At 71.5% G+C, this 19890-nt stretch carries 19 protein-coding genes; 7 read left to right on the top strand and 12 right to left on the bottom strand.

Annotation, left to right across the window (positions count from 1 at the left end):
- Positions 1–13 precede the first annotated feature (13 nt).
- The 4 genes from hemN to ACVTJA_RS39045 all read left to right on the top strand — a co-directional run bounded on the left by hemN (position 14) and on the right by ACVTJA_RS39045 (position 3272).
- The gene (gene hemN / locus ACVTJA_RS39060) at positions 14–1384 is read left to right on the top strand and encodes an oxygen-independent coproporphyrinogen III oxidase (protein WP_465827984.1); all 1371 of its coding nucleotides are present in this window, start codon (positions 14–16) and stop codon (positions 1382–1384) included.
- A gap of 8 nt (positions 1385–1392) precedes the next feature.
- The gene (locus tag ACVTJA_RS39055; RefSeq protein WP_465827982.1) at positions 1393–1968 is read left to right on the top strand and encodes a hemerythrin domain-containing protein; all 576 of its coding nucleotides are present in this window, start codon (positions 1393–1395) and stop codon (positions 1966–1968) included.
- 118 nt (positions 1969–2086) lie between these two features.
- Positions 2087–2629 carry a hypothetical protein gene (locus ACVTJA_RS39050; protein ID WP_465827980.1) on the top strand — a complete coding sequence of 181 codons (543 nt, stop codon included), beginning with the start codon at positions 2087–2089 and terminating at the stop codon, positions 2627–2629.
- Positions 2630–2717: 88 nt separating this feature from the next.
- Positions 2718–3272 (top strand): DUF2378 family protein, encoded by a 555-nt coding sequence (locus ACVTJA_RS39045; RefSeq protein WP_465827979.1) that lies wholly within the window; start codon positions 2718–2720, stop codon positions 3270–3272.
- An 88-nt stretch (positions 3273–3360) separates the two neighbouring features.
- On the opposite strand, the gene ACVTJA_RS39040 is transcribed toward ACVTJA_RS39045, so the two are convergent.
- The 5 genes from ACVTJA_RS39040 to ACVTJA_RS39020 all read right to left on the bottom strand — a co-directional run bounded on the left by ACVTJA_RS39040 (position 3361) and on the right by ACVTJA_RS39020 (position 7377).
- Entirely contained in the window at positions 3361–4056 is a 696-nt protein-coding gene (locus ACVTJA_RS39040; RefSeq protein ID WP_465827978.1) for a DUF4476 domain-containing protein, read from the bottom strand.
- A gap of 56 nt (positions 4057–4112) precedes the next feature.
- Positions 4113–5120 carry a M28 family peptidase gene (locus tag ACVTJA_RS39035; protein ID WP_465827977.1) on the bottom strand — a complete coding sequence of 336 codons (1008 nt, stop codon included), beginning with the start codon at positions 5118–5120 and terminating at the stop codon, positions 4113–4115.
- A gap of 85 nt (positions 5121–5205) precedes the next feature.
- Positions 5206–5814, bottom strand: coding sequence for a 2,3-bisphosphoglycerate-dependent phosphoglycerate mutase (locus ACVTJA_RS39030; protein WP_465827975.1), 609 nt, complete (start codon positions 5812–5814; stop codon positions 5206–5208).
- A gap of 76 nt (positions 5815–5890) precedes the next feature.
- Positions 5891–6352, bottom strand: a complete 462-nt coding sequence (locus tag ACVTJA_RS39025; protein ID WP_465827972.1) for a YaiI/YqxD family protein — start codon at positions 6350–6352, stop codon at positions 5891–5893.
- On the bottom strand, positions 6349–7377 hold the full coding sequence (locus ACVTJA_RS39020; RefSeq protein WP_465827969.1) for a serine hydrolase domain-containing protein: 1029 nt from the start codon (positions 7375–7377) through the stop codon (positions 6349–6351). Before ACVTJA_RS39020 ends, ACVTJA_RS39025 begins: the two co-directional genes overlap by 4 nt.
- 205 nt (positions 7378–7582) lie before the next feature.
- Between ACVTJA_RS39020 and ACVTJA_RS39015 the strand changes: the two genes are divergently transcribed.
- Entirely contained in the window at positions 7583–7915 is a 333-nt protein-coding gene (locus ACVTJA_RS39015; RefSeq protein WP_465827967.1) for a hypothetical protein, read from the top strand.
- A gap of 6 nt (positions 7916–7921) precedes the next feature.
- On the opposite strand, the gene ACVTJA_RS39010 is transcribed toward ACVTJA_RS39015, so the two are convergent.
- The 5 genes from ACVTJA_RS39010 to ACVTJA_RS38990 all read right to left on the bottom strand — a co-directional run bounded on the left by ACVTJA_RS39010 (position 7922) and on the right by ACVTJA_RS38990 (position 14452).
- A complete protein-coding gene (locus ACVTJA_RS39010) occupies positions 7922–9073 on the bottom strand; it encodes a LamG-like jellyroll fold domain-containing protein (protein WP_465827965.1) in 1152 nt (383 codons plus the stop codon).
- A gap of 199 nt (positions 9074–9272) precedes the next feature.
- Positions 9273–10568 carry a serine/threonine-protein kinase gene (locus ACVTJA_RS39005; protein ID WP_465827963.1) on the bottom strand — a complete coding sequence of 432 codons (1296 nt, stop codon included), beginning with the start codon at positions 10566–10568 and terminating at the stop codon, positions 9273–9275.
- Complete coding sequence (locus ACVTJA_RS39000; protein WP_465827959.1) at positions 10565–12367, bottom strand: sigma 54-interacting transcriptional regulator; 1803 nt, start codon at positions 12365–12367, stop codon at positions 10565–10567. The genes ACVTJA_RS39005 and ACVTJA_RS39000 overlap by 4 nt, the downstream gene beginning before the upstream one ends.
- 85 nt (positions 12368–12452) lie before the next feature.
- On the bottom strand, positions 12453–13421 hold the full coding sequence (locus ACVTJA_RS38995) for an ARPP-1 family domain-containing protein (protein WP_465827957.1): 969 nt from the start codon (positions 13419–13421) through the stop codon (positions 12453–12455).
- 131 nt (positions 13422–13552) lie between these two features.
- Complete coding sequence (locus ACVTJA_RS38990) at positions 13553–14452, bottom strand: phosphodiester glycosidase family protein (RefSeq protein ID WP_465827954.1); 900 nt, start codon at positions 14450–14452, stop codon at positions 13553–13555.
- A 101-nt stretch (positions 14453–14553) separates the two neighbouring features.
- On the opposite strand from ACVTJA_RS38990, the gene ACVTJA_RS38985 reads away from it, so the two are divergent.
- Entirely contained in the window at positions 14554–17016 is a 2463-nt protein-coding gene (locus tag ACVTJA_RS38985) for an ABC transporter permease (protein ID WP_465827951.1), read from the top strand.
- A 3-nt stretch (positions 17017–17019) separates the two neighbouring features.
- Here the strand turns inward: ACVTJA_RS38985 and ACVTJA_RS38980 are convergent, their stop codons facing one another.
- A complete protein-coding gene (locus ACVTJA_RS38980; protein WP_465827948.1) occupies positions 17020–17706 on the bottom strand; it encodes a phosphatase domain-containing protein in 687 nt (228 codons plus the stop codon).
- Positions 17707–17794: 88 nt separating this feature from the next.
- On the opposite strand from ACVTJA_RS38980, the gene ACVTJA_RS38975 reads away from it, so the two are divergent.
- Complete coding sequence (locus ACVTJA_RS38975; protein WP_465840628.1) at positions 17795–18712, top strand: RluA family pseudouridine synthase; 918 nt, start codon at positions 17795–17797, stop codon at positions 18710–18712.
- 56 nt (positions 18713–18768) lie between these two features.
- On the opposite strand, the gene ACVTJA_RS38970 is transcribed toward ACVTJA_RS38975, so the two are convergent.
- Positions 18769–19764, bottom strand: a complete 996-nt coding sequence (locus ACVTJA_RS38970; protein ID WP_465827947.1) for a ChaN family lipoprotein — start codon at positions 19762–19764, stop codon at positions 18769–18771.
- Positions 19765–19890: the final 126 nt, after the last annotated feature.

The raw sequence follows: 19890 nt of genomic DNA, 5'->3' as shown, positions 1-19890 counted from the left end.
GGGCAGGGGTGTCATGGAACCCCGCCTCGACGTCCCCACGCCTTCCGAGGAATTGCTGAGCCGGTACAACGTCGCCGGCCCGCGCTACACCAGCTATCCCACCGCCCCCGAGTGGCGCGCCGACTTCGGCGCCGAGGCCCTCTCCGAGCGGCTGGCCCTCGCTGGCGACCGGGACAGCGCGGAGCCCCTCTCGCTCTACGTCCACCTCCCGTTCTGCAAGAGCCTCTGCTGGTACTGCGGCTGCAACGTCGTCATCAGCAAGGACCGGGGCGCGGCGGACCAGTACATCGACCACCTCGTCATGGAGATGGACCTGGTGGCCCGGCGGCTCGGCGCGCGGCGGAGCGTGTCGCAAATCCACTGGGGCGGCGGCACACCCACCTTCCTCACCGAGTCGCAACTGGAGCGGCTGTGGACGGAGCTCACCCGCCGCTTCACGCCGCTGCCCGACGCGGAGGTCGCCATTGAAGTGCACCCCGCGCTGACCACGCCAGGCCAGCTCTCGCTCCTGCGGCAGCTGGGCTTCAACCGCGTGTCCATGGGCCTGCAGGACTTCGACCCGCTGGTGCAGCAGACCACCAATCGCATCCAGACGCCGGAGCAGACGCGCGCCCTGCTGGAGCACGCTCGCGAGCTGGGCTTCACCGGCGTGAACTTCGACCTCATCTACGGATTGCCCCATCAGGACGAGGTGCGCTGGGCGCGCACGCTGGAGACGGTGCTGGCCATGCGGCCGGACCGGCTCGCCGTCTACTCGTTCGCGTACATGCCGGAGGTGCTGAAGCACCAGAAGCGCATGCCCGCGGACGCGCTGCCCGGCACGCGCACCAAGCTGGACTTGTTCCGCTCCGCCTACGAGTCCTTCGTCTCGGCGGGCTACCGGCCCATCGGCATGGACCACTTCGCGGTGCCCGAGGACGAGCTCGCGCGTGCCCAGGCCGAGCGCCGGCTGGGCCGCAACTTCCAGGGCTACACGGTGAAGGCCGCGTCGGACGTGGTGGCGCTCGGCAGCACCGGCATCAGCGACGTGGGCGGCGCCTACGCGCAGAACGTCCGGCCGCTGCCGTACTACTACGCGCGCGTGGCGGAAGGGAGGCTCGCCACCGAGCGCGGCATCGCCCTCACGGAGGACGACAAGCGGCGCCGCGCCGTCATCACCCAGCTCATGTGCAACTTCTGGACGGACCTGGGCCACGAGGGCGCGCGCGACTTCGCCCCGGAATTGGAGCGGCTGCGCGCCTTCGAGGAAGACGGGCTGGTGGTCCGCACCGGCACGCAGCTGGAGCTCACGGCGCTGGGCCGCCTCTTCGTCCGCAACGTGGCGATGGTGTTCGACGCCTATCTCTCCCGGGCCGAGAGGCCCCGCTTCTCCCGTACGGTGTGAGGACCTCGATGGACGCGTTGGATGTGTTGAAGGACGAGCACCGGCAGATTCAGCACGTGCTGGACCTGCTGGGGCAGGCGGTGGCGCGGGGGCGCGAGGGAGAGTTCGTCTCCGCATCGCTCTTCCTGCGGGCCGCCAACTTCTTCCGCACGTACGTGGATGGCAGTCACCACGCCAAGGAGATGGTGCTCTTCCAGACGATGCTCGTACACCGGCTGCCGTTGACGCCGGGGCTCCTGTCCCAGGTGACGGGTGAGCACGGCACCGGCAGCGAGCAGGCCCTGGCGCTCCAGCGCGCGGCCGAGGCGACGCTGCGCGAGGGCGCGGACCCGGAGCCGATGCTCGAAGCGGCCGAGGCCTACCTCCAATTGCAGCAAGGCCACACCGCCGCGGAGGAGACGCAGGTGTTTCCCCTCGCGCGCCGGCTGCTCCCCGCCGACGTGCTGGAGCGCATGCGCACGCGCTACGCGCGCATCGAGGCCTCGCATGGCCCCATGTCCGAGGCCGTCGAGGCCATGGAGCGTGCCTTCGCCCCGGTCCGCCCGATGCGCTCCGTGGTGATGGGCGTCGTGCGCTCGTACTGAGCGAGCCCCGCGCCCGAGGGGAGCAGGCAGCCGGCCGCCGCCCGGGCCCGCTCCCCTGGAGTCACGGCCGGAGGATGGCCACCTCTACCCGTGTGGACCTCGCACGAGGGGGGCGCGCATGGCACGACGAGAGGGAGTCACGAGGGCGGCGCGTGTGCTGCGGCGCGGGGTGCTGGTGGGCGCGCTGCTCGTCGCCACCGCCGTGGGCGCCATGCCCCGGCCCGGTGAGACGCTGCCGGACTTCTCCACGAAGGACCTGCTCGACGCGCCCCACCAGAGCCACGAGCTGAAGGGGCGGACGACGCTGCTCGTGGTCATCACCGACAAGGACGGCGGCGACGCGATGAGGCAGTGGTTCGACGCCGCGGACACGCGCGTGCCGAAGTCCGTCCACCGCGCGTCCATCCTCACCTTCAAGCTGCCCTTCTTCGTGAGCACCGGCACCGTGCGCGGCAAGGCGCGGGAGAAGGTGCCCCGCGAGTTCTGGGGCGACACCTGGCTGGACAAGAACGGCGCCATGGCGAAGGCGCTGGGCCTGGACTCCAGCCACACTCCGTACGCCTTCGCGTTGGACTCGCAGGGGCGCGTGGTGGCCGCCGTCCACGGCACCGCCGACGCACCGGAAGCACAGGCCGTATGGGACGCCCTCACCCGGGGCTGAACCCCCCTGCCTCGGTGGAAATTTACGAGCGCAACATTATATTGCAGCCACACTGCTTCAGTGACGCTGCGTTCCCCGAGTCTCCATCATGGTTGAAGAGCAGAAGGTCGTATTCGCACACACCGTCGAGGGCCTCTTCGTGCAGGCCCTGGCGGACAAGCTGACCCCCACCGCGAAGGAGCGGCTGAAGGCGGCGGGGCTGGACCTGGGGCGGGCCTTCGCGCCGGCCTATCCCGAGGAGCAGTACCACCGCTGGGTGCGAATCGCGGCCGAGGAAGCCTATCCCGGCGTGCCGCTCGACGAGGCCCTGGAGCACGTGGGCGAGTCGCTGGTGACGGGCTACGAGAAGACGATGATGGGCAAGGCCGTCATGGCCACGGTGCGGATGCTCGGGCCCAAGCGGATGCTGGAGCGCACGACGCACAACTTCCGCTCCGCGACGAACTACCTGGAGACGAAGCTGAAGCCGGTGGAGGGCAGCCCCAACACCTTCGAGATGGTCATCAATGAGACGAGCGGCGTGCCCCGCTACTTCGGCGGCATCATGATTCAGGCCCTGCGCGTCGCGGGCGCGAAGGACGGCCGCGTGGACATCCTCCACAAGGACGGCGGCGCCTGCACCTACCGCATCCAGTGGGCGTGAGCGCTGGGCGCTGAAAAGACCACGGGCGCCCCGGGAAGAATCCCAAGGCGCCCGCGGTGCCCCAGTGGCGCTCGCGTCGTCCGGCCCGTCAACGCTGCGCGAGGATTTCCTGGAGGCGCTTCTTGTCGCTGGAGAAGGAGAAGGCGCTGTAGAGCGTGTAGCCGTTCTCCGGGTCGAGGATGCGGGGCTTCAGCTCGCGCACCACGGTGAGCTTGTCCTGCGAGAACTGGAAGTGCTCCATCAGCTGCCCCACCTGGGAGATGAGGAAGTAGTTGTCACCGGCGGCCATCTTGAGGACGCGCATCTTGTCCTCCGCGAAGCTCTCCCTGGCCACGGCGTCGTTCATGCGCTTGAAGGGGCCGTCCGGCATGGGGCGCACCACCGGCGCGGGCGGCGGCGGGGGCGGCGGCTGCGGGGCCGGCGAGGGGAGGGGCTGCACGGCGCCCAGCGGCGGGGCCTCGGCGAGGAACTGCTGCAGCGAGTCCAGCGTCTCCTGCGCGCGGCGCAGCTTGTTGCGCGCGTCACCGCGGCCATCACCGCGGCCATCCAGGCGGTCCTCCACGTCCTCCAGCAGCCGCTCCAGGCGGGCCATGCGGGCGTTCATCTCCTCGCGGTCCACCACGGCCAGGTGGCGCGAGGGCGGAGGCGGCTGCGGCGGAGGCGGCTGCGGCATGGGGCGTCCCGGGGGCGGGGAGCGCTTCAGCTCGGCGGCCTGCTGGGGCTCGTTGGCGGCGAAGGCGGACGAGGCGGTGAGGATGGTCAGGGCGAGGGCGAGGGCCTTCATGGGGTGTGCGTCCTTTCGTGTACTCGACACTACCGACGCGCCCGGTCCCCCTTCATTCAATCCCCGGAGGGCGGGCTCGAGGCCAGCGTCCTGACGGCGGCATACACCGCCTGGACGGCACGGGCCATACGCACATAGTCAAGCGAGTCCCACGTATCGTCCGCGGTGTGGTAGCGCGCGTTCCGGAAGAAGGCCGTATCCGTCACCATGACGGCGCGGTAGCCCTGCTCCCAGAAGCTGGCGTGGTCCGAGAGGGCCACCCCCGGCAGCGCGGCGGGTGCGGTGAGGCTCTCCACCGGCAGCGGGCTGCCCGCGCGCATCGCCCCGGCCACCGTGTCGGTGAGGCCTCCGTCCCCCGGGAGGCCCACCACGCCGATGAAGTGGCCCGTGTCCGGGTAGCGCAGGTCGAGCGCGGGAAGCGGGTAGTCCTGGCTGCCCGGCGCGTCGCTGTAGAAGCCCAGCATCTCCAGCGCGAGCATGGCGCGCACCTTCACGCCGTCCTGCTTCAGGGAGCGCGCGTGGAGGGCGCTGCCCATCTGCGCGGTGCCGAAGTAGGGCGGCTCCTCGAGCGTGTAGGCCACCAGGTCCACGCGCAGGTGCGGCGGGTGCTTGCCCAGCAGCACCGCCAACTCCAGCAGCGCGGCGACGCCGCTCGCGTTGTCGTCCGCGCCCGGCGTGCCGAGGACGGCGTCATAGTGCGCGCCGACGATGATTCGCTCGCCGTCTTCCGGCCCGAAGCGGGCGCTGACGTTGCTGAAGGCGGGGCCGCTCGCGGCGAAGGAGAAGGAGTGGCGCTCCACCGTGCCGCCCGCTCGTGAGAGGTGGTCCGCGATGTAGTCCGCGGCGCGGTCCAGGTTCTCGGGGTGCCTGGAGTCGCGAGGGTGGAAGGTCTCCGAGAGCATGCGCACGTGCGCGCGCAGTGGCTCCGCGCTCACCGCGGGGCTCTCCCGCGTGGGCGGGACGGTGGGGGCGGCTGCCGGCGAGCTCCCGCCGAAGGCCCGTGCCAGTCCCACCGCCGCGAGCACCGCGACTCCGATTCCCATCCACAGCCGACCGCGTCTCATGGGCTCCCCTCCGGCCGGGCGGCACGTGCGCCCGGAGTGTCCTCTCGTTGGACCCGCAAGGAGGGAGCGGCGTTCCCGCGGGGGCTCAGGGCACGGGCAGGCGCTTGGACAGCACCTCGCCGTTGGCGCCGATTTCGTACACGAGCGGCACGCCGGTGGCGAGCTCCAGGCCCACCACCTGCTCGCCCGTGAGCCCGTCCAGCTTCATCACCAGCGAGCGGTTGGAGTTGCCGTGCGCCACCACCAGGACGTGCTTGCCCTGGCGCAAATCGCCCGCGATGGCGCGGTCGTAGAAGGGCAGCACGCGCTTCGCCGTCATGGCCAGCGACTCGCCGTTGGGCGGGGGCACGTCGTAGGAGCGGCGCCACAGCTTCACCTGCTGCTCGCCGAACTCCTTCGCCGCGTCCGCCTTGTTGAGGCCCTGGAGGTCTCCGTAGTGGCGCTCGTTGAGGGCGGCGTCGCGGATGACGGGGATGCGCTGGCCGAGCGCCTCCAAAATGATGGCGAGCGTCTCCTGCGCGCGGGTGAGCGCGGACGTGTAGGCGACGTCGAACTTCATCCCCTGGAGGGCCTTGGCCGCGAGCCGGGCTTCGCCGCGGCCCTGCTCGGTGAGGGGCACGTCCACGAAGCCGGTGAAGCGGTTCTCATGGTTCCAGAGGGACTGACCGTGTCGGACGAGAGCAAGGGTAGGCATGGGCCTTCAGGTAGCGCATGCCGGGCGGAGCGGCCAGGGGCGAACGCGCATTCCGCGGCCGCGTGCGTTTCGCGCCCTACACTGGCGGCTTGCGGAGCAGGCGTGTCAGCTCGCGGTCCAGGGCGGCGGCGAACTGCTGGCGGTCCTGCGCGGAGAAGCCGCTCGGGCCGCCCGTCATGACGCCGCTCTCGCGCAGCTCCTGCATGAAGTTCCGCACGGACAGGCGCTCGGAGATGTTCTCCTCGGTGAACAGCTCGCCGCGCGGGTCCAGCGCCACCACGCCCCGGGGCACCAGCAGCGCGGCCAGGGGAATGTCCTGCGTGACGGCCAGGTCCCCCTTCTGTGCCGAGGCGGCGATGTGCCGGTCCGCCACGTCCAGGCCCGCGCCCACCTGCACCGTGGACACGAGCTCCGAGCGCGGCAGGGAGAGGGCGCGGTTGGCCACGAAGACGATGGGGACCTTCAGTCGCTGTGAGGCGCGCAGCAGGATGTCCCGGACGGGCCCGGGACAGGCATCGGCATCGACCCAGATTTTCATGCGTGACTCACCCGGGTGAGGAGCGCGAGCCCCGGGGTCTCCAGGGGAACACGGCCGCGCAGCGCCGCGAAGAGGGACCAACCATGGTCCGAGAGCAGGACGACGCCCGCGTCCGCTGCTGGCGCGAAGCCGAGGAAGCCCGTGTAGCCGCCCATCACGGACGAGCGCCACACCACGTCCAGCCCGCGCACGGTGGACACCGTCCAGCCCAGCGCCAAACGCGCGGGCCCCGCATCCACGCGAGGCGTCTGCGCCAGCTTGAAGGCGCGCACGAGCGTGGCATCGCCGCGCCCCATATGTGCATCGAGGAAGCGCAGCAGGTCCGGCGCGGTGGAGTGGAGCGCGCCCGCGCCGGGCAGCGCTGGGAAGGTCCACGCGGGCAGCGGCTTGCCACGCGCGGTGTGGCCGGAGAGGAGGCGTGGCTGTTGTTCGTCCGCGAGCCGCGCCGTGGTGTCCACGAGGCCCAGGGGCTTGAACATCAGGTCTCTCAACGCATGCGCGTAGTTGAGCCCCGCGCGCCGCGACAGCGCGTGGCCGAGCACGCCCATTCCGAGGAGGGACTCGGCATGCGGACGCGGCGGAGGACTCACGGGGTGATAGCTCCGGAGGAAGTCCCCGAAGAGGCCCGCGGAGTAGTGGCCGAAGGGGTCCTCCGGCTTCTGCTCCGGCGTCTCCAGATTGGGCGGCAGGTGCGGCATGCCGGAGGTGTGCGTGGCGAGCTGCTCCACGGTGATGCGGCCCGCGGCCTCGTCGGGCAGCAGCGGGCGGGGGATGAGCTCCGACAGCGGCGTGTCCAGCCGCAGGTCGCCCTTGTCCACGAGCAGCGCGAGCAGCGCGCCGGTGAAGACCTGCGTGAGCTCTCCCAGCGCGTAGATGGCATTGGGGGACGGCGGGGCGCCTCTGGCCCGGACGGCGTGCACGTGGTGCTCACCGCGCAGGGTGACGCCCGCGCACAGCGACGCGGACCGGTACCCGCGCACGTAGCGCCGGGTCTCCTCGTGGATGAGCTCGGAAGGGGAGGGCATGGGCAATGGCGGCGGCTCTCGCATGGCCCGCCGGGAGCGTCAACCCGGTCGCGGGCCGCGGCGTCGCGCTGTCACGCGCTCGCCCGGAAATTGACGGATTGTCGCTCGGGCCGATGTCAGGGGGCGGGCCAAGTCCCCGGAATCCGGAGCGCGGCCGGTTGGAACGCCGTGTGTAGAGGGAGGACCCGCGAAGGAGGTCCCGCCATTGAGCTGTCCGGTCCCACCCCGTGCATTCTCCCTGACCCGCCACTTCGTCGAGCGCCGCTCACGCCGCCAGCTTCGAGACGACGTCCTCGACTTCATCCTCGAGTTCGGCGCCCGTGCCCGCGCCTCCGGGCTGACCCATGTCACGGTGCTGGAGCGCGACCTGCCCATCTCGTGGCGGAGCTCCGCCCTGGCGAGGCAGGCTCGGGGATGGATTGTGCTGCTGAGCGACGAGGAGCGGCTCATCACCTGCTACCGGCGCGGCGACGCGAGCCGCTTCATCCGCCGCAAGCCCAAGCGCCGCATGTCCCTGGCCCAGGTGCAGCGGGCTTGAAGGGCGTCACGGCCGTGGCGTCCACGGCGCGTCGTGGACGAAGCCGTGGGCTTCGTTGCCGCTGTGGTCCAGGACGCGGCTGCCGCGTCCCTCGTCCAGCGGCCAGTAGCCATTCAGTCCCTCCGTGTCCTTGGCGGGAGGGTTCTTCATGTCGTCTTTGACCTGGTCCTGGGTGCGGGCGACGCTCCAGATGCGCACGTCGCGGATGCTGCCGTTGAAGGTCTGATCTCCGCCCCCACCCCTGGAGCCGATGGCCCAGCGCGTGCCGAGGGGGAAGCCGCCGCCCTGCGCAATGGGCGCCTCGGCCAGCAATTCGCCGTTGCGGTAGAGCCTCCACTTCTCGCCGTCGTAGGTGCCGGCGATGTGGACCCATTGATTCAAGTCCTGCAGAGGCACGCTCGCGGAGGTGCCGCCATAAGGCTTTCCCTGCATGTACGAGCCCACCTGGTAGCTGCCGAAGGCGATGCGCATGTAGATGGCCCCGGCCGGGTCAAAGACATAGCCCCGGGTGATGATTCCCTGTTGGTTGCCGGAGTTCACGGGGCGGACCCACGCTTCCAGGGTGAGGGGGCCGGTGATTTCCAGCGACAGGGGCTGCCCGAGGTCCACGTAGGACGTGGTGCCATTGAACGTCAGCACCGGAGCGGGAGGTGGAGGCTCGGCTTGGGGTACTCCGCCGGAGCCGCCCGTGCCCGGCTCCGGCTCCGGCTCTCCGTGCCGGCTCAGCAGGACGCCGACCAGCACGATGATGAGCACGGCCGCCGCGCCCGTCACGGGAACCCACCAGGGAATCTTCTTGCGTGGAGCCACCATCGGGGCCGGCACCTTGAAGGCCACCGGGGAGCTCTCGGCGAAGTACTCGTCGGGGTTGGACTGGTCCGCGACGAGCAGGTGGAAGGAATGGTCGCCCGCGGCCTGCGTGGGCGGGACATTCACCTGGACCTGGAAGACGTGCGTGCCGTTGGGTGGGAAGTCCCGCTCGGCCTCGTCGTTGAGGGTGAGCCACCCGGGGGGCGTGTTGCCCTCGGGGATGATGACGGCCCTGCCCCGGACGGGCTTGTTGAGTGAGTTGGTGACGGTGAAGGCCACCTCGCCCTTCCGGTTGCCACCCAGCTTCAGCGTGGGCGACGTGGTGGTGATGTCGAACGCCCGGGCCATGCAGCACCTCCATTCACGGACGGCAGGGTGGGGCTCGCCGACCCTTCCTGATGGAGTGTGGACACCGTCGTCGTGACGGGCGTTGCCTGCTCGCGCCTCCTGCCTGGTGCCGGAGCGGGGCTGCGCGGCATCCTCCGCTCGTGTCGTCCGGAAGTCGTAGCCCCACGGGGAGGCACGACCGTGCGCACAGGGCTGCCGGCTACTCCTTGGGCTTCGATTCCTTCATCCGCGTGCCCTTGCGAGGCGGCGCGGAGGACTTCTCCGCCTTGGTGCCGACGTCGAGGATGGGCTGCGCGGGGCTGGTCTTGCCGCGCGGGGATGACTTGAGAAGGCTCTGCGCCGGGGGCGAGGAGGGAAGCGTCTCCGTGCCCGAGGCCGGTGACGTCTGCTTCACCGTCGCGCGTGGGAGTTCCAGGACCTGCGGCTGAGGCGCGCTGTCGGGCAGGGGCGGGCTCTCCTGCTGGGGCGCCGTCGCCGGTGCGGGCTCTTCCTTCGTCGCGGCCACTGCGTTCCGTCCATCCTGCCGCGCGGAGGAAGCCGGGCCCAGCAACAGGAACGCGGCGAGGGCCAGCACCGCCGAGGTGCCCACGGCCAGCGCGCCCACGGGGACGCGCCGCTCCAGCAGTCTGCTCGCGGACGCCGCGCTGTCGGGCCGCTCGTCGATGCGCTCCGCGAGCAGCCGTGACAGCAGCCGGCGCAGTCGCGACGGTACTCCCGGAGGCAGCGGCTTCTCTCCGGGGAAGCCGCCCGCGAGCGACTCGTACAACACCAGCCCCAGCGAGAAGAGGTCCGACTGCGCCACCGCGCGGCCCAGGCGCTGCTGCTCGGGCGCCATGTAGCGCAGCGAGCCGATGAGCGCGGCGGACTCCGTCAGCGTCGTCGCACCGTCCAGCCGCGCGATGCCGAAGTCGCACAGCTTCGCGCCATCCGCTGCGAGCAGGATGTTCCCCGGCTTCACGTCCCGATGGATGAAACCCTTCTCGTGCGCGGCGCCCAGTGCGTCCAGCATCCTCCGCGCGAGCCCCTCCACCTCGGGCCAGGGAAGGGGCCCATCCTTCGTCAGCTTCGCGCGCAGGTCCGGGCCGTCCACGCGCTCCATGGCGTACCAGCAGAAGCCCCGCTCCTCGCCGTCCGACAGCACGCGCACCACGGCGGGGTGCTGCACCTGCCGCAGGGCTTCTGCCTCACGGCGGAAGCGCACGCGCACGGCGGGGTCCGCGGCCACCAGCGTCGACAGCACCTTCACCGCGCACGGGCCCGTGTAGCCTTCGGCCGCGTACACCGTGCCCATGCCGCCCGCGCCCAGCCGGCCCACCAGCCGGAAGCCGCCGAGCGTCTCGCCCGTGAGGTCCACCTCCGGCGAGAAGCGTGCGGTACCGGGGGCCGTCTCCACGCGGGCCAGGTCCACCTGCACTCCGCACGCGGTGCAGGACACCACCAGCGCCGCACGGGCGCCCGGCAATGGAGTGCGGCAGGCGGGGCAGAGGAAGTTCATGCGTAGATGTCGATTCCGTACTCTTCGAGCTTCCGGTCCAACGTCGGCCGCGAGATGCCGAGCGCCTCCGCCGCCGCGCTCTTCACCCCGCGTGCCCGCTTGAGCGCGAGGATGATGTGCTCCCGCTCCACGACGCGGAGGACCTCCGCCAGGGGGGCCTGGGCACTCGTGGCAGGGGCCGGGTTTCCACCGGGCTGTTCGGGACGCTCGGGGGACATGACCTCCGGCGGCAGGTCGTCGACGCCCACGCGGTCTCCCGGCCCCTTGAGCACGAGCGCCCGCTCAATCGCATTGGCGAGCTGCCGCACATTGCCCGGCCAGGGACAGGCGCGCAGGGCCCTGCTCGCCTCGGAAGTGAAGCCCGCCGCGCGCCGGCCGAGCTGCGAGCCGAGCTTCGCGAGGAAGCGCTCCGCCAGGGGCAGCACGTCCTCGGGGCGCTCGCGCAGCGGGGCCAGATGGATGCGCACCACGTTGAGGCGCCAGTACAGGTCCTCGCGGAAGCTGCCCGTGCGTACGGCCTCCTTCAAATCCCGGTGCGTGGCCGCCACCACCCGCACGTCCACCGGCACGCCGTTCCTCCCCCCCACGCGGTGGACGATGCGGTCCTGCAGGACGCGCAGCAGCTTCACCTGGAGCGGCGCGGGCAGGTCTCCGGCTTCATCCAGGAAGAGGGTGCCTCCATCGGCCTGCTCGAAGACTCCCTCACGCGTGGACTGCGCGCCAGTGAAGGCGCCCTTCTCGTGGCCGAACAGCTCGCTCTCCGCCAGCTCGGCGGGGATGGCGCCGCAGTTCACCGCGATGAAGGGGCCCTTCGCGCGAGGACCCAGGGCGTGGAGAGCGCGCGCCACCTCCTCCTTGCCCGTGCCGCTCTCGCCGGTGATGAGGACGGTGGACTGCACCTCAGCCGCGGCGGCGGCCATGCGCATCGCCTCGCGCATGCTGGCGCTCTCCGCGACGGGAGGCTGGAAGCCGGGCGCGGGCCGGGGCTCGGGCGGACAGAGCGACGGGCCCACCGCCAGCGCGAGGGCTCCGGCGAGGGACAGCTCCTCGTCCTGGAAGGGCTGCTCACGGAGGATGCACAGCGCGCCGGCCGGCTGGCCCGCGGAGTAGAGCGGCGCGCAGAGGACGTGCGCGTCCGAGCGGCGCACGCGGGTGGTGTGCGCGTCGTGCTCGGCGCGGGCCTGCGGCTCGGGCATGACCTGGGCGCGGCCCGTGCGCAGCGCGGTGTCCACCAGCTCGCGGCTCACCGTGAGGTGTGCGCCGTGGGGACGCGTGTGCCGTGGCCGTGGCCCCTGCGGACCGAGGCGCAGCAGCACGAGCGCGGACGGCTGGAGCGCGGACTCCAGGGCCTCGAAGACGAGCCCCACGGCGGCGTCCGGAGAAGGCGTGGTGGCCGCGCGCAGGGCCAGCTCCCCGGCGCGGGCGAGCGCATCGGGGCCGGGAGCACCGCTGCCTCGAGCACGCTCCACGCGGGTCCGGGTGAGCACCAGCGTGGACTCGCCGTCGCGGGCGCGCAGGGCATCGAAGGACGGCTCGTAGACGAGCACGCTCTCGCCCACGGAGACGTGGTCTCCGGGGCGCAGCACCGTGGCCTGCTGGGCGGGCAGGCGCTGCCCGTTGAGCCAGGTCCCGTTGCGCGAGCCCAGGTCCTTCAGCGTGTGTCCGGCGCCGTCCGGGGAGAAGACACAGTGCTCGCGGCTGACCTTCTCGTCGAGGAGCTGGAGGCCGCCCTCGGAGGCACGGCCCACCACCAGCGGCGCGTCCAGCTCGCGCGCCACCCCCCTGCAGGGTCCGAACATCGCCACCAGTCTCGCCACGAAACGCATTGTAGCGGAAAAGGCGCCGTCCCCGTGCTGGCACCTCGAAGGCCTCGGACGCGAGCGCCTACTTCTTCTTGCCGAAGAACGTCCCGTGCACCGGCTTGCCCTTGGTGCGGAACATCTTCTTCTCCACTCCGTCCTTCTTGCCCGTCCCGGTGCCGCCCACGAACTCGTCGATGTGCTCCTTCTTCAGGGCCTTGGCCTTCGTGCGGCCGGCCTCCTCTTCACTGGCGCGGCCCGGCTGCTTCTCCAGCGCGGCCAGCACGTACGAGGCCAGCAGCTTGCGCTCCAGCTTCGAGTAGAGCTTCGGGCTGTCGAAGACGTCCACCACCTCCAGGTCCCCGTTGATGGCCACCGCCAGTCCCGCCAGCCGCTCGTCACGCGGGAGCTGCGCCTGGATTTCGTCCAGGTACTTGCCGATGCGCTGGCGCAGCGCTGCGTCCTGGAACACGCGCCGGTACGTGCCCGTCGGGCTGGACACGCCCGACACCTGGGACTTGCGGGCCACCTCGCCCCAGACGGCGCCCTGCTCGGAGAAGAAGGCCGCGCGGCGCAGGTCCGGGTGCGCCACCGCGAGCCCCGGCTGGAAGGCGAGGCTCTGGCCCTCCCACCGTCCCTGCTCCACGCAGAACACCTGCACGCGCTGGCGCTCGCCCGCGTCCACCACCACGTCGTTGCCCACCATGCGGTCCTGCTTGCCGCCCAGGAGCAGCTCGCCGCCCACGAGGTACAGCGGCCGCGCGTCCTGGTTGTGCACCCGCAGCGCCCCCACCGTCCCGTCGCTGTCCAGCTCGCGGATGGTGACCTTCTTCGCCGCCTGCGCTTCCTCCAGCACCGTGTAGTCGTCGTACGGCGGGCCCTTGCGCGTGTGCAGCGGCACCACCGCGAGGTTGTAGGCGAGCACCGGCTGGCCGGCCTCGTAGTCGCCAAGGTCCAGGTCCTGCTCCGGGGGAGGGGACTTCGGCTGCGCCAGGGCCAGTGGTGCGGTGAGCAGGGCCGCGAGGGCCGCGACGACGGGGATGCGGAACTTCATGGGTGGGATGCCTCCTGTGGATGCGGCGTCCCATTGCAATCCGGCATGCCAGCTCCGCTCCTCGGGAGACACCGGGCGCGGTGTCACACGGCATTACGAAGTGCAAAGCCGTGTGACACCGCCTCCAAGCGTCAGGGCCGCGCGGGCGCGGCGGGCGCCACCACTCCGAGCACGTTGGGCAGTGCCCAGTAGTGCTCATTGTCGTCGTTCTCGTTGAAGCCCGTCTCGTAGCTGCCCACCCGACGCACGGTGCGCCCCGGCGCGGCGACGTGCAGCGAGGCCTCGGGTCCGCCCTCCAGGTACATCATCCGCTTCAGGCCCAGGGGCAGGCGCCGGACCACCTCGATGAAGTCATGCGTGCGGTACGGCGAGCGCGCATGGAGCAGCAGGAGCCGGCCCTGTGCGTCGATGCCGAGCGCCGCGGTGCTCCACTCGCGCGGCTGGGACTTCCACGTGTTGCGCCCCTTGCAGTCCACCATGCGCAGCGACTGGAGCACCGTGCCGTAACGAGGCAGCAGCGACTCCACGTCGTCACACGCCGCGTCGAGGAGCTGCACCGCGGGCAGGCCCTTCTCCCGAGGGTGCAGCACCAGGAACGTGCGGTAGTCCTTCCGGCGCGAGGCATTGAGCTCGCGTCCCTCTGTCCGCGCGAGTCCCACCGGTTGGCCGCCCGGGTGGAACATGCCCGCGTTGGTGACAGCGACGAGCCCATGCCGCGCCGCCCACTGCTCCGCCGTCGGCTCATTCGCGGGGTCTTCCACCTTCGCGCTCAGCAGCCGCACCGGCCGGCGCGCCACGTCCACGCGCACCACGGTGACGCGCGAGTCGCCCACGGTGGATTTCAGGTGGGCATCGAACTCCGCCAGCTCCACCCCGGGTGCGAGCGTCTCCCACGGGTCGGCGAGGGCGGGCAGGGACAGGCAGACGAACAGGGCAGCGAGGCGGCTCAGGGCGGTCATGCCCCGGCCGGACTGCAAGGTGCGAGCCTTCGCATGTCCGGGAATGGGAAGCCGCTTCCCAGGGGTGGACATGGGGTGGAGTCGCTCCCGTGGATTCCCGAGGGGTTGGCATGTTGAAAAGGGGTGGCTCGGTCATTGCTATCCCACCCCCGCCCCCCACCTCCGGAGTTCGCATGCGGGATTTCGTCCAGGAGCTTCGCCTCGCGCTGAGGATGCTCGCCAGGCATCCTGGCTTCACCGCCGTGGCGTTGTTCACGCTGGCACTGGGCATCGCCGCCAACACCGCCATCTTCAGCGTCGCGAACGCGGTGCTCTTCTCGCCGCTGCCCTACCGGGAGCCGGACCGGCTGGTGATGGTGTGGAGCCTGAGCCCGAACCAGGCCCGGCAGACGGTGGCGCCCGCGAACTTCCTCGACTGGCGCGCGCAGAGTGAGTCCTTCGAGGGGCTCGCCGCCTTCTCGCACGTCCCGTTCAACCTCTCGGGGGAAGGCACTCCCGAGGTCGTCCGCGGCGCCAGCGTGTCCACCAACTTCTTCCAGGTGCTCGGCACTCCGGCGGCGCTGGGCACCACCCTCCTCCCGACGGAAGGGGCGGGTGCTCCGAACACGGTGGTCATCAGCCACGCGCTGTGGAAGCGGCACTTCGGCGGAGACCCTCGCGTCCTCGGCCGCATGTTGCGCCTCAACGACACGAGCTACGAAGTCGTGGGCGTCATGCCGGAGCACTTCGAGTGGCCGACCATCGTCCCCACCAACGCGTCGGCCACCGAGCCTCCGCAGCTCTTCGTGCCCGCCATCCACCGCGACATCCCGCAGCTCGGCCCGGACACGGCGCAGGACACGAGCGCGTGGCGCGAAGGCAACTACCTGCGCGTGGTGGGGCGACTGAAGCCGGGCGTGACGCGGGAGCGCGCGGCGCGGGAGATGGACACCATCGCCGCGCGGCTCGCGGAGCAGTATCCGGAGGCGAATACGAAAATCGGCATCACCCTCGTGCCGCTGCGCGAGCAGTTCGTGGGCAACGTGCGCACGGCGCTGTGGGTGCTGCTGGCGGCGGTGGGTCTCGTGCTGGTGATTGCGTGCGCCAACGTCGCCAACCTCTTCCTCGCGAGGGCGTCCGCGCGGCGGCAGGAGCTGACGGTGCGGCTGGCGCTGGGCGCCCGGCGGAGCCAGCTCGTGCGGCAGCTCCTCACGGAGAGCGTCTTGCTGGCGCTGGCTGCGGGCGCGCTCGGGTTGTTGCTGGCGTTGTGGGGCATGGATGCGCTGCGCGCGCTGGTGCCTCCGGAGTTGCCCCGGCTCGGCGCGGTGGGGCTGGATGTCCGCGTCCTTGCCTTCACGCTGCTCACCTCGCTGGCCACTGGCGTCCTCTTCGGGCTCGTCCCGGCGATGCAGGCGTCCCGGCCGGACCTGAATGGCGTGCTCCGGCAGGGAGGAGGCGGGCGCTTCTCCGGCGCGGGCCATCGCTCGCGCGGCGCACTGGTGGTGGGCGAGGTGGCCCTGGCGGTGGTGTTGCTCATCAGCGCCGGGCTGCTCCTGCGCAGCCTGTGGAGCATGCAGTCCGTGGAGCTTGGGTTCCGCTCCGAGGGCGTGCTCACCTGGCGCGTGTCGCTGCCCGCCGCGGAGTACCCGGACGAGGCCCGGCAGGCAGCCCTCTTCCAGCGGCTCCAGGAGCGCGTGGAGGCGCTGCCCGGCGTGAAGAGCGTGGGAGCGGTGGCGGACCTGCCCTTCGGCGGCAACAACATCTGGCGGACCATGGACCTCGAGGGGCAGCCACGCCCCGCGCCCGGCGAGGAGCGCTCCGTGGGCTTCCAGGTCGTCACCCCCGGCTACTTCCGCACCCTGGGCATTCCGCTGAAGCGCGGCCGGGACGTCACCTTCGCGGACCGCGCGGACTCGCAGCAGGTGGTCCTCGTCAACGAGGCCACCGCGCGCCAGTACTGGCCGGGACAGGAGGCGCTGGGACAGCGCATCCGCCTGGGCTCCAACCCCGATGCGCAGTGGTCGACCGTCGTCGGCGTGGTGGGCGACGTGCGGCAGGGCGGCGCGCTGGAGGAGACTCGGCCGGAGGTCTACGTCCCGGCGCTCCAGGGCACGTTCCACTTCATCCAGTTCACCGCCCGCACGGAGGGAGACCCGACGCGACTGGTGGCCGGGGTGCGCGAGGCGGTGGCCGCGCTGGACTCGAACCTGCCCATCTCGCAGGTGCGGACGATGGAGGAGGTGGTTGCCTCCGCGATGGCGCGCCCGCGCTTCCTGTCCACGCTGGTGGCGCTGTTCGCGGCGCTGGCGCTGCTCCTGGCCGGCGTGGGCCTGTCCGGAGTCATCGCGTACATGGCGCGGCAGCGGACGCAGGAGATTGGCATCCGCATGGCGCTGGGCGCGCGGCCCGGTGATGTGCTGTGGCTGGTGGTGGGAAGCGGCATGCGCATGGCGCTGGCGGGCGTGGGGCTGGGGCTCGCGGGTGCGTGGGCGGCCACGCGCGGCATGGCGAGCCAGCTCTACGGCGTGAGCGCCACGGACCCGCTCACCTTCGGCAGTCTGTCGCTGGTGGTGGCGGCGGTGACGCTGGTAGCCACGTGGCTGCCGGCGCGGCGGGCCACGCGCGTGGACCCGCTGGTGGCGATGCGCGGCGAGTAGCCGTCAGTGGCGTGTGACGGGCCGCAGCGCGGCGGCCAGTTCCTCGAGCGCGCGCTCCTGGACCGGTGAGAGGCGCACGCCGGGACGCACGCGCTGGATGAGGGCCATCGCCGAGCGCGCATCTCCGGCCTGCCCCCGAGCGACGAGGAGCGCCGCGGCCATCATTCCCGTGCGGCCGTGGCCCTGGGCGCAGTGGACGTAGAGGGGCCCGGGCAGCGTGGCCAACTCACGCAGCACGGGCACCACGCGCTCCACCGGCAGCGTCGAGGCATCCAGCACGGGCAGGGACACATAGCGGCATGCCGTGCGGATTCCGGGCGGCTCGATGAACTCGGACGTCAGGTCCAGCACGGTGGCGATGCCGGGCGGCAATTCGCCGGACAAGAGGCGGCGTCCGACGAAGAAGCCGGGCACCACCTCCGCGTGGGCCGGTTCGCGGGAGAACTTCCTCGCGAGGTTCCAGGTACCCCACGTCAGGAGCAGCCACGGCAGGAGCACGAGCATCGCCGCCGGATGCATCCGTCCATCCAGCTGCTTCCCATACACGCGCGGCCCCACGCCCGAGTAGGCGAGCGCGACGGTTGCGAAGCTCACAGCGGGCCAGAGGAGAAGCCACGCCAGACCTCCGAGCTGGACGGCCAGGAACGTCAACAGCACAGCGGTCGTCGCGAAGACGAAGGGGTACTTCATGGACTCGCACCGTACCTCGCCGGACGTCCGGGGGCGGAGACAGCGCGTGGACATTGACTCGCCGCTCGCGTTGGGGGACGGGAGGGGCATGGCGCAGCAGAAGGTCCAGGTCCCCCGTGAGGCCGCCGGTGAGCGGCTCGACCGCTTCCTCTCGAAGCACGTGCCGGGCTTCACGCCGGAGCGGGCACGGGCGCTCATCGACTCGGGCGCGGTGCGCATCCGAGGCAAGAAGTGCCAGCCCACGCGCAAGCTGTGGGGCGGAGAGGAAATCGAAATCGAACGGCCGGAGCCTCGCGCCGCGCCCGCCGCGTCCACCCAGGGGCCGCTGCTGCCGGTGCTCCATGACGACGCGGCCCTGGTCATCGTGGACAAGCCCGCCGGGCTCGTCGTGGAGCCGGAGGGGCGCATGCAGTCCGTGGTGGGGCTGCTCGCCGCGCAGCGGCCTCCCTTCGACGTGGAGGGACTGGCCCAGCCCGGCGTGGTGCACCGGCTGGACCGCGAGACGAGCGGCTGTCTTTCTTTCGCGCGCACGGACGCGGCCGCCGCGGCGATGCTGCGCGCGTTCCAGGAGAAGCAGGTCGACAAGCGCTACTGGACGCTCGTGCTCGGCAATCCTCCCGAGCAGGGCCGGCTCGAAGGTCCCTACGCGAGGGACCCGAAGGACCCGCGCCGCTTCACCACTCGCGTGCCGTCCGCGCGCCGGGCCGCGCTCTCGTTCGAGGTGCGGGAGCGCTTCCCCGGCGCCGCGCTGCTGGAGGTGGACCTCGACACGGGCCGCACGCATCAGATTCGCGTGCAGCTCTCCGAGGCCGGCTTCCCCGTGCTCGGGGACTCGCTCTACGGCACCGAGGCGGCGCGCTCGCATCCCGCCGCGAGCGCCCTGGGACGGCAGGCCCTGCACTCCTTCCGCCTGGAGCTGCCGAGCCCCGCTACCGGCCGCACGGTGCGCGTGGAGGCCCCCATGCCCGAGGACTTCGAGCGCGCGCTGAAGGTGCTGCGCGGGTGAGGTGCCGTCAGAAGCGCGCTTCCAGAGCGGCGTGCGCCATGCCGTCCGTTTCCGGCTCAGCGCGAACGCTGCCGGAGGGGCGCGCACATGTCTTCCTGCGGCGCCGCCGGGGTGAACCACACGTAGTCGAAGGGCAGGGCGCTCGTGGTGAACGACGCCGCGTAGTCCTTCGGCTCGGGCGACTCGGGTGACACCTCCAGCAGGCCCACGGAGACGACCTGCTTCCCGGGTGCACGGTGCGCGAGGTGCGAGGGCACGCCCCGGTCCGTTCGGGCATGCCCGTTGCCGGTGATGAGGATGCCGCCAGCACCCATGTCCGCCGTGAGCAGCCGGTCCGCGAGGTGCGCATCCCGGGCGCGCTGGGCCTGCACCATGGGCCCGAGCATATCCGCGGGGAGCTGGCCGCAGTGCGCCTGGTCCTGCTCCTCGCGCATGACTCGCGCGACGTCCTCGGGCAGCGGCGCGTCCAGTTCCAGCCGCGTTCGCAGCTCGGGAGACAATGCCTCCGGTCCCCGCTTCACGAGGTCCCGCACCTGCGAGCGCGGAAGGTTGGCGGCCACCACGGGCAGGCCCGCCTCCAGCCCCGCCGCGAACACGGGACGGTAGAGCGTCCAGTCCGGCCAGCCGCTGTGAACCCAGTCCACCGCGAGCGCGAGCGCATCCGCGTCCTTCGGCGCACGGGAGAGCGACGCATCCACCGCGGGCTGCTGCGACACGTCCAGCATCTCGAAGGCCAGCACCGGCTTCTTGCCGCTGCTCACCAGTGACTGCACCAGCTTCGCCTGGAGCCGGTGGTGGTCCGCCTGGTCATGCCGCTCGCCGAGCACGACGAAGCGCGCCGTGCCGAGGGCTCTCAGCAACTCCGCCTCGTCCACGAAGCGGCCGCCCTTCACATCCCAGATGCGTCCGGCGAGCGGATGGTCGCGATACAGCGGCGAGGACCAGCCCCCCGGAAGGACCTCCTCTCCGGACACGGCATCGGGGCGCGTGGCACCGGAGTGCGCGCAGCCAGAGACAAGGAGCAGCACGATGGCGACAAGGGACGTACGCATCACGAACCGAACTCATCCATAGGCGAAGTGCCGCGTGCCATCCCTTTCGCCAGGCATTGGTCTTTCTCGGACGCACCGCTGTCCGAGAGGCGCATCGCCGGGTGCCCACAGGCGCAGTACCGCGCG

Source organism: Pyxidicoccus sp. M6 (assembly GCF_055568925.1).
Note: the sequence above shows the minus strand (reverse complement) of the source record. Positions and strands in the feature narration are given on the sequence as shown.

Excerpts from the sequence above, each read along its gene's own strand:
- hemN (WP_465827984.1), top strand. The coding sequence starts at position 14 with ATGGAACCCCGCCTCGACGTCCCCACGCCTTCCGAGGAATTGCTGAGC.
- ACVTJA_RS39055 (WP_465827982.1), top strand. The coding sequence starts at position 1,393 with ATGGACGCGTTGGATGTGTTGAAGGACGAGCACCGGCAGATTCAGCAC.
- ACVTJA_RS39050 (WP_465827980.1), top strand. The coding sequence starts at position 2,087 with ATGGCACGACGAGAGGGAGTCACGAGGGCGGCGCGTGTGCTGCGGCGC.
- ACVTJA_RS39045 (WP_465827979.1), top strand. The coding sequence starts at position 2,718 with ATGGTTGAAGAGCAGAAGGTCGTATTCGCACACACCGTCGAGGGCCTC.
- ACVTJA_RS39040 (WP_465827978.1), bottom strand. The coding sequence starts at position 4,056 with ATGAAGGCCCTCGCCCTCGCCCTGACCATCCTCACCGCCTCGTCCGCC.
- ACVTJA_RS39035 (WP_465827977.1), bottom strand. The coding sequence starts at position 5,120 with ATGAGACGCGGTCGGCTGTGGATGGGAATCGGAGTCGCGGTGCTCGCG.
- ACVTJA_RS39030 (WP_465827975.1), bottom strand. The coding sequence starts at position 5,814 with ATGCCTACCCTTGCTCTCGTCCGACACGGTCAGTCCCTCTGGAACCAT.
- ACVTJA_RS39025 (WP_465827972.1), bottom strand. The coding sequence starts at position 6,352 with ATGAAAATCTGGGTCGATGCCGATGCCTGTCCCGGGCCCGTCCGGGAC.
- ACVTJA_RS39020 (WP_465827969.1), bottom strand. The coding sequence starts at position 7,377 with ATGCCCTCCCCTTCCGAGCTCATCCACGAGGAGACCCGGCGCTACGTG.
- ACVTJA_RS39010 (WP_465827965.1), bottom strand. The coding sequence starts at position 9,073 with ATGGCCCGGGCGTTCGACATCACCACCACGTCGCCCACGCTGAAGCTG.
- ACVTJA_RS39005 (WP_465827963.1), bottom strand. The coding sequence starts at position 10,568 with ATGAACTTCCTCTGCCCCGCCTGCCGCACTCCATTGCCGGGCGCCCGT.
- ACVTJA_RS39000 (WP_465827959.1), bottom strand. The coding sequence starts at position 12,367 with ATGTTCGGACCCTGCAGGGGGGTGGCGCGCGAGCTGGACGCGCCGCTG.
- ACVTJA_RS38995 (WP_465827957.1), bottom strand. The coding sequence starts at position 13,421 with ATGAAGTTCCGCATCCCCGTCGTCGCGGCCCTCGCGGCCCTGCTCACC.
- ACVTJA_RS38990 (WP_465827954.1), bottom strand. The coding sequence starts at position 14,452 with ATGTCCACCCCTGGGAAGCGGCTTCCCATTCCCGGACATGCGAAGGCT.
- ACVTJA_RS38985 (WP_465827951.1), top strand. The coding sequence starts at position 14,554 with ATGCGGGATTTCGTCCAGGAGCTTCGCCTCGCGCTGAGGATGCTCGCC.
- ACVTJA_RS38980 (WP_465827948.1), bottom strand. The coding sequence starts at position 17,706 with ATGAAGTACCCCTTCGTCTTCGCGACGACCGCTGTGCTGTTGACGTTC.
- ACVTJA_RS38975 (WP_465840628.1), top strand. The coding sequence starts at position 17,795 with ATGGCGCAGCAGAAGGTCCAGGTCCCCCGTGAGGCCGCCGGTGAGCGG.
- ACVTJA_RS38970 (WP_465827947.1), bottom strand. The coding sequence starts at position 19,764 with ATGCGTACGTCCCTTGTCGCCATCGTGCTGCTCCTTGTCTCTGGCTGC.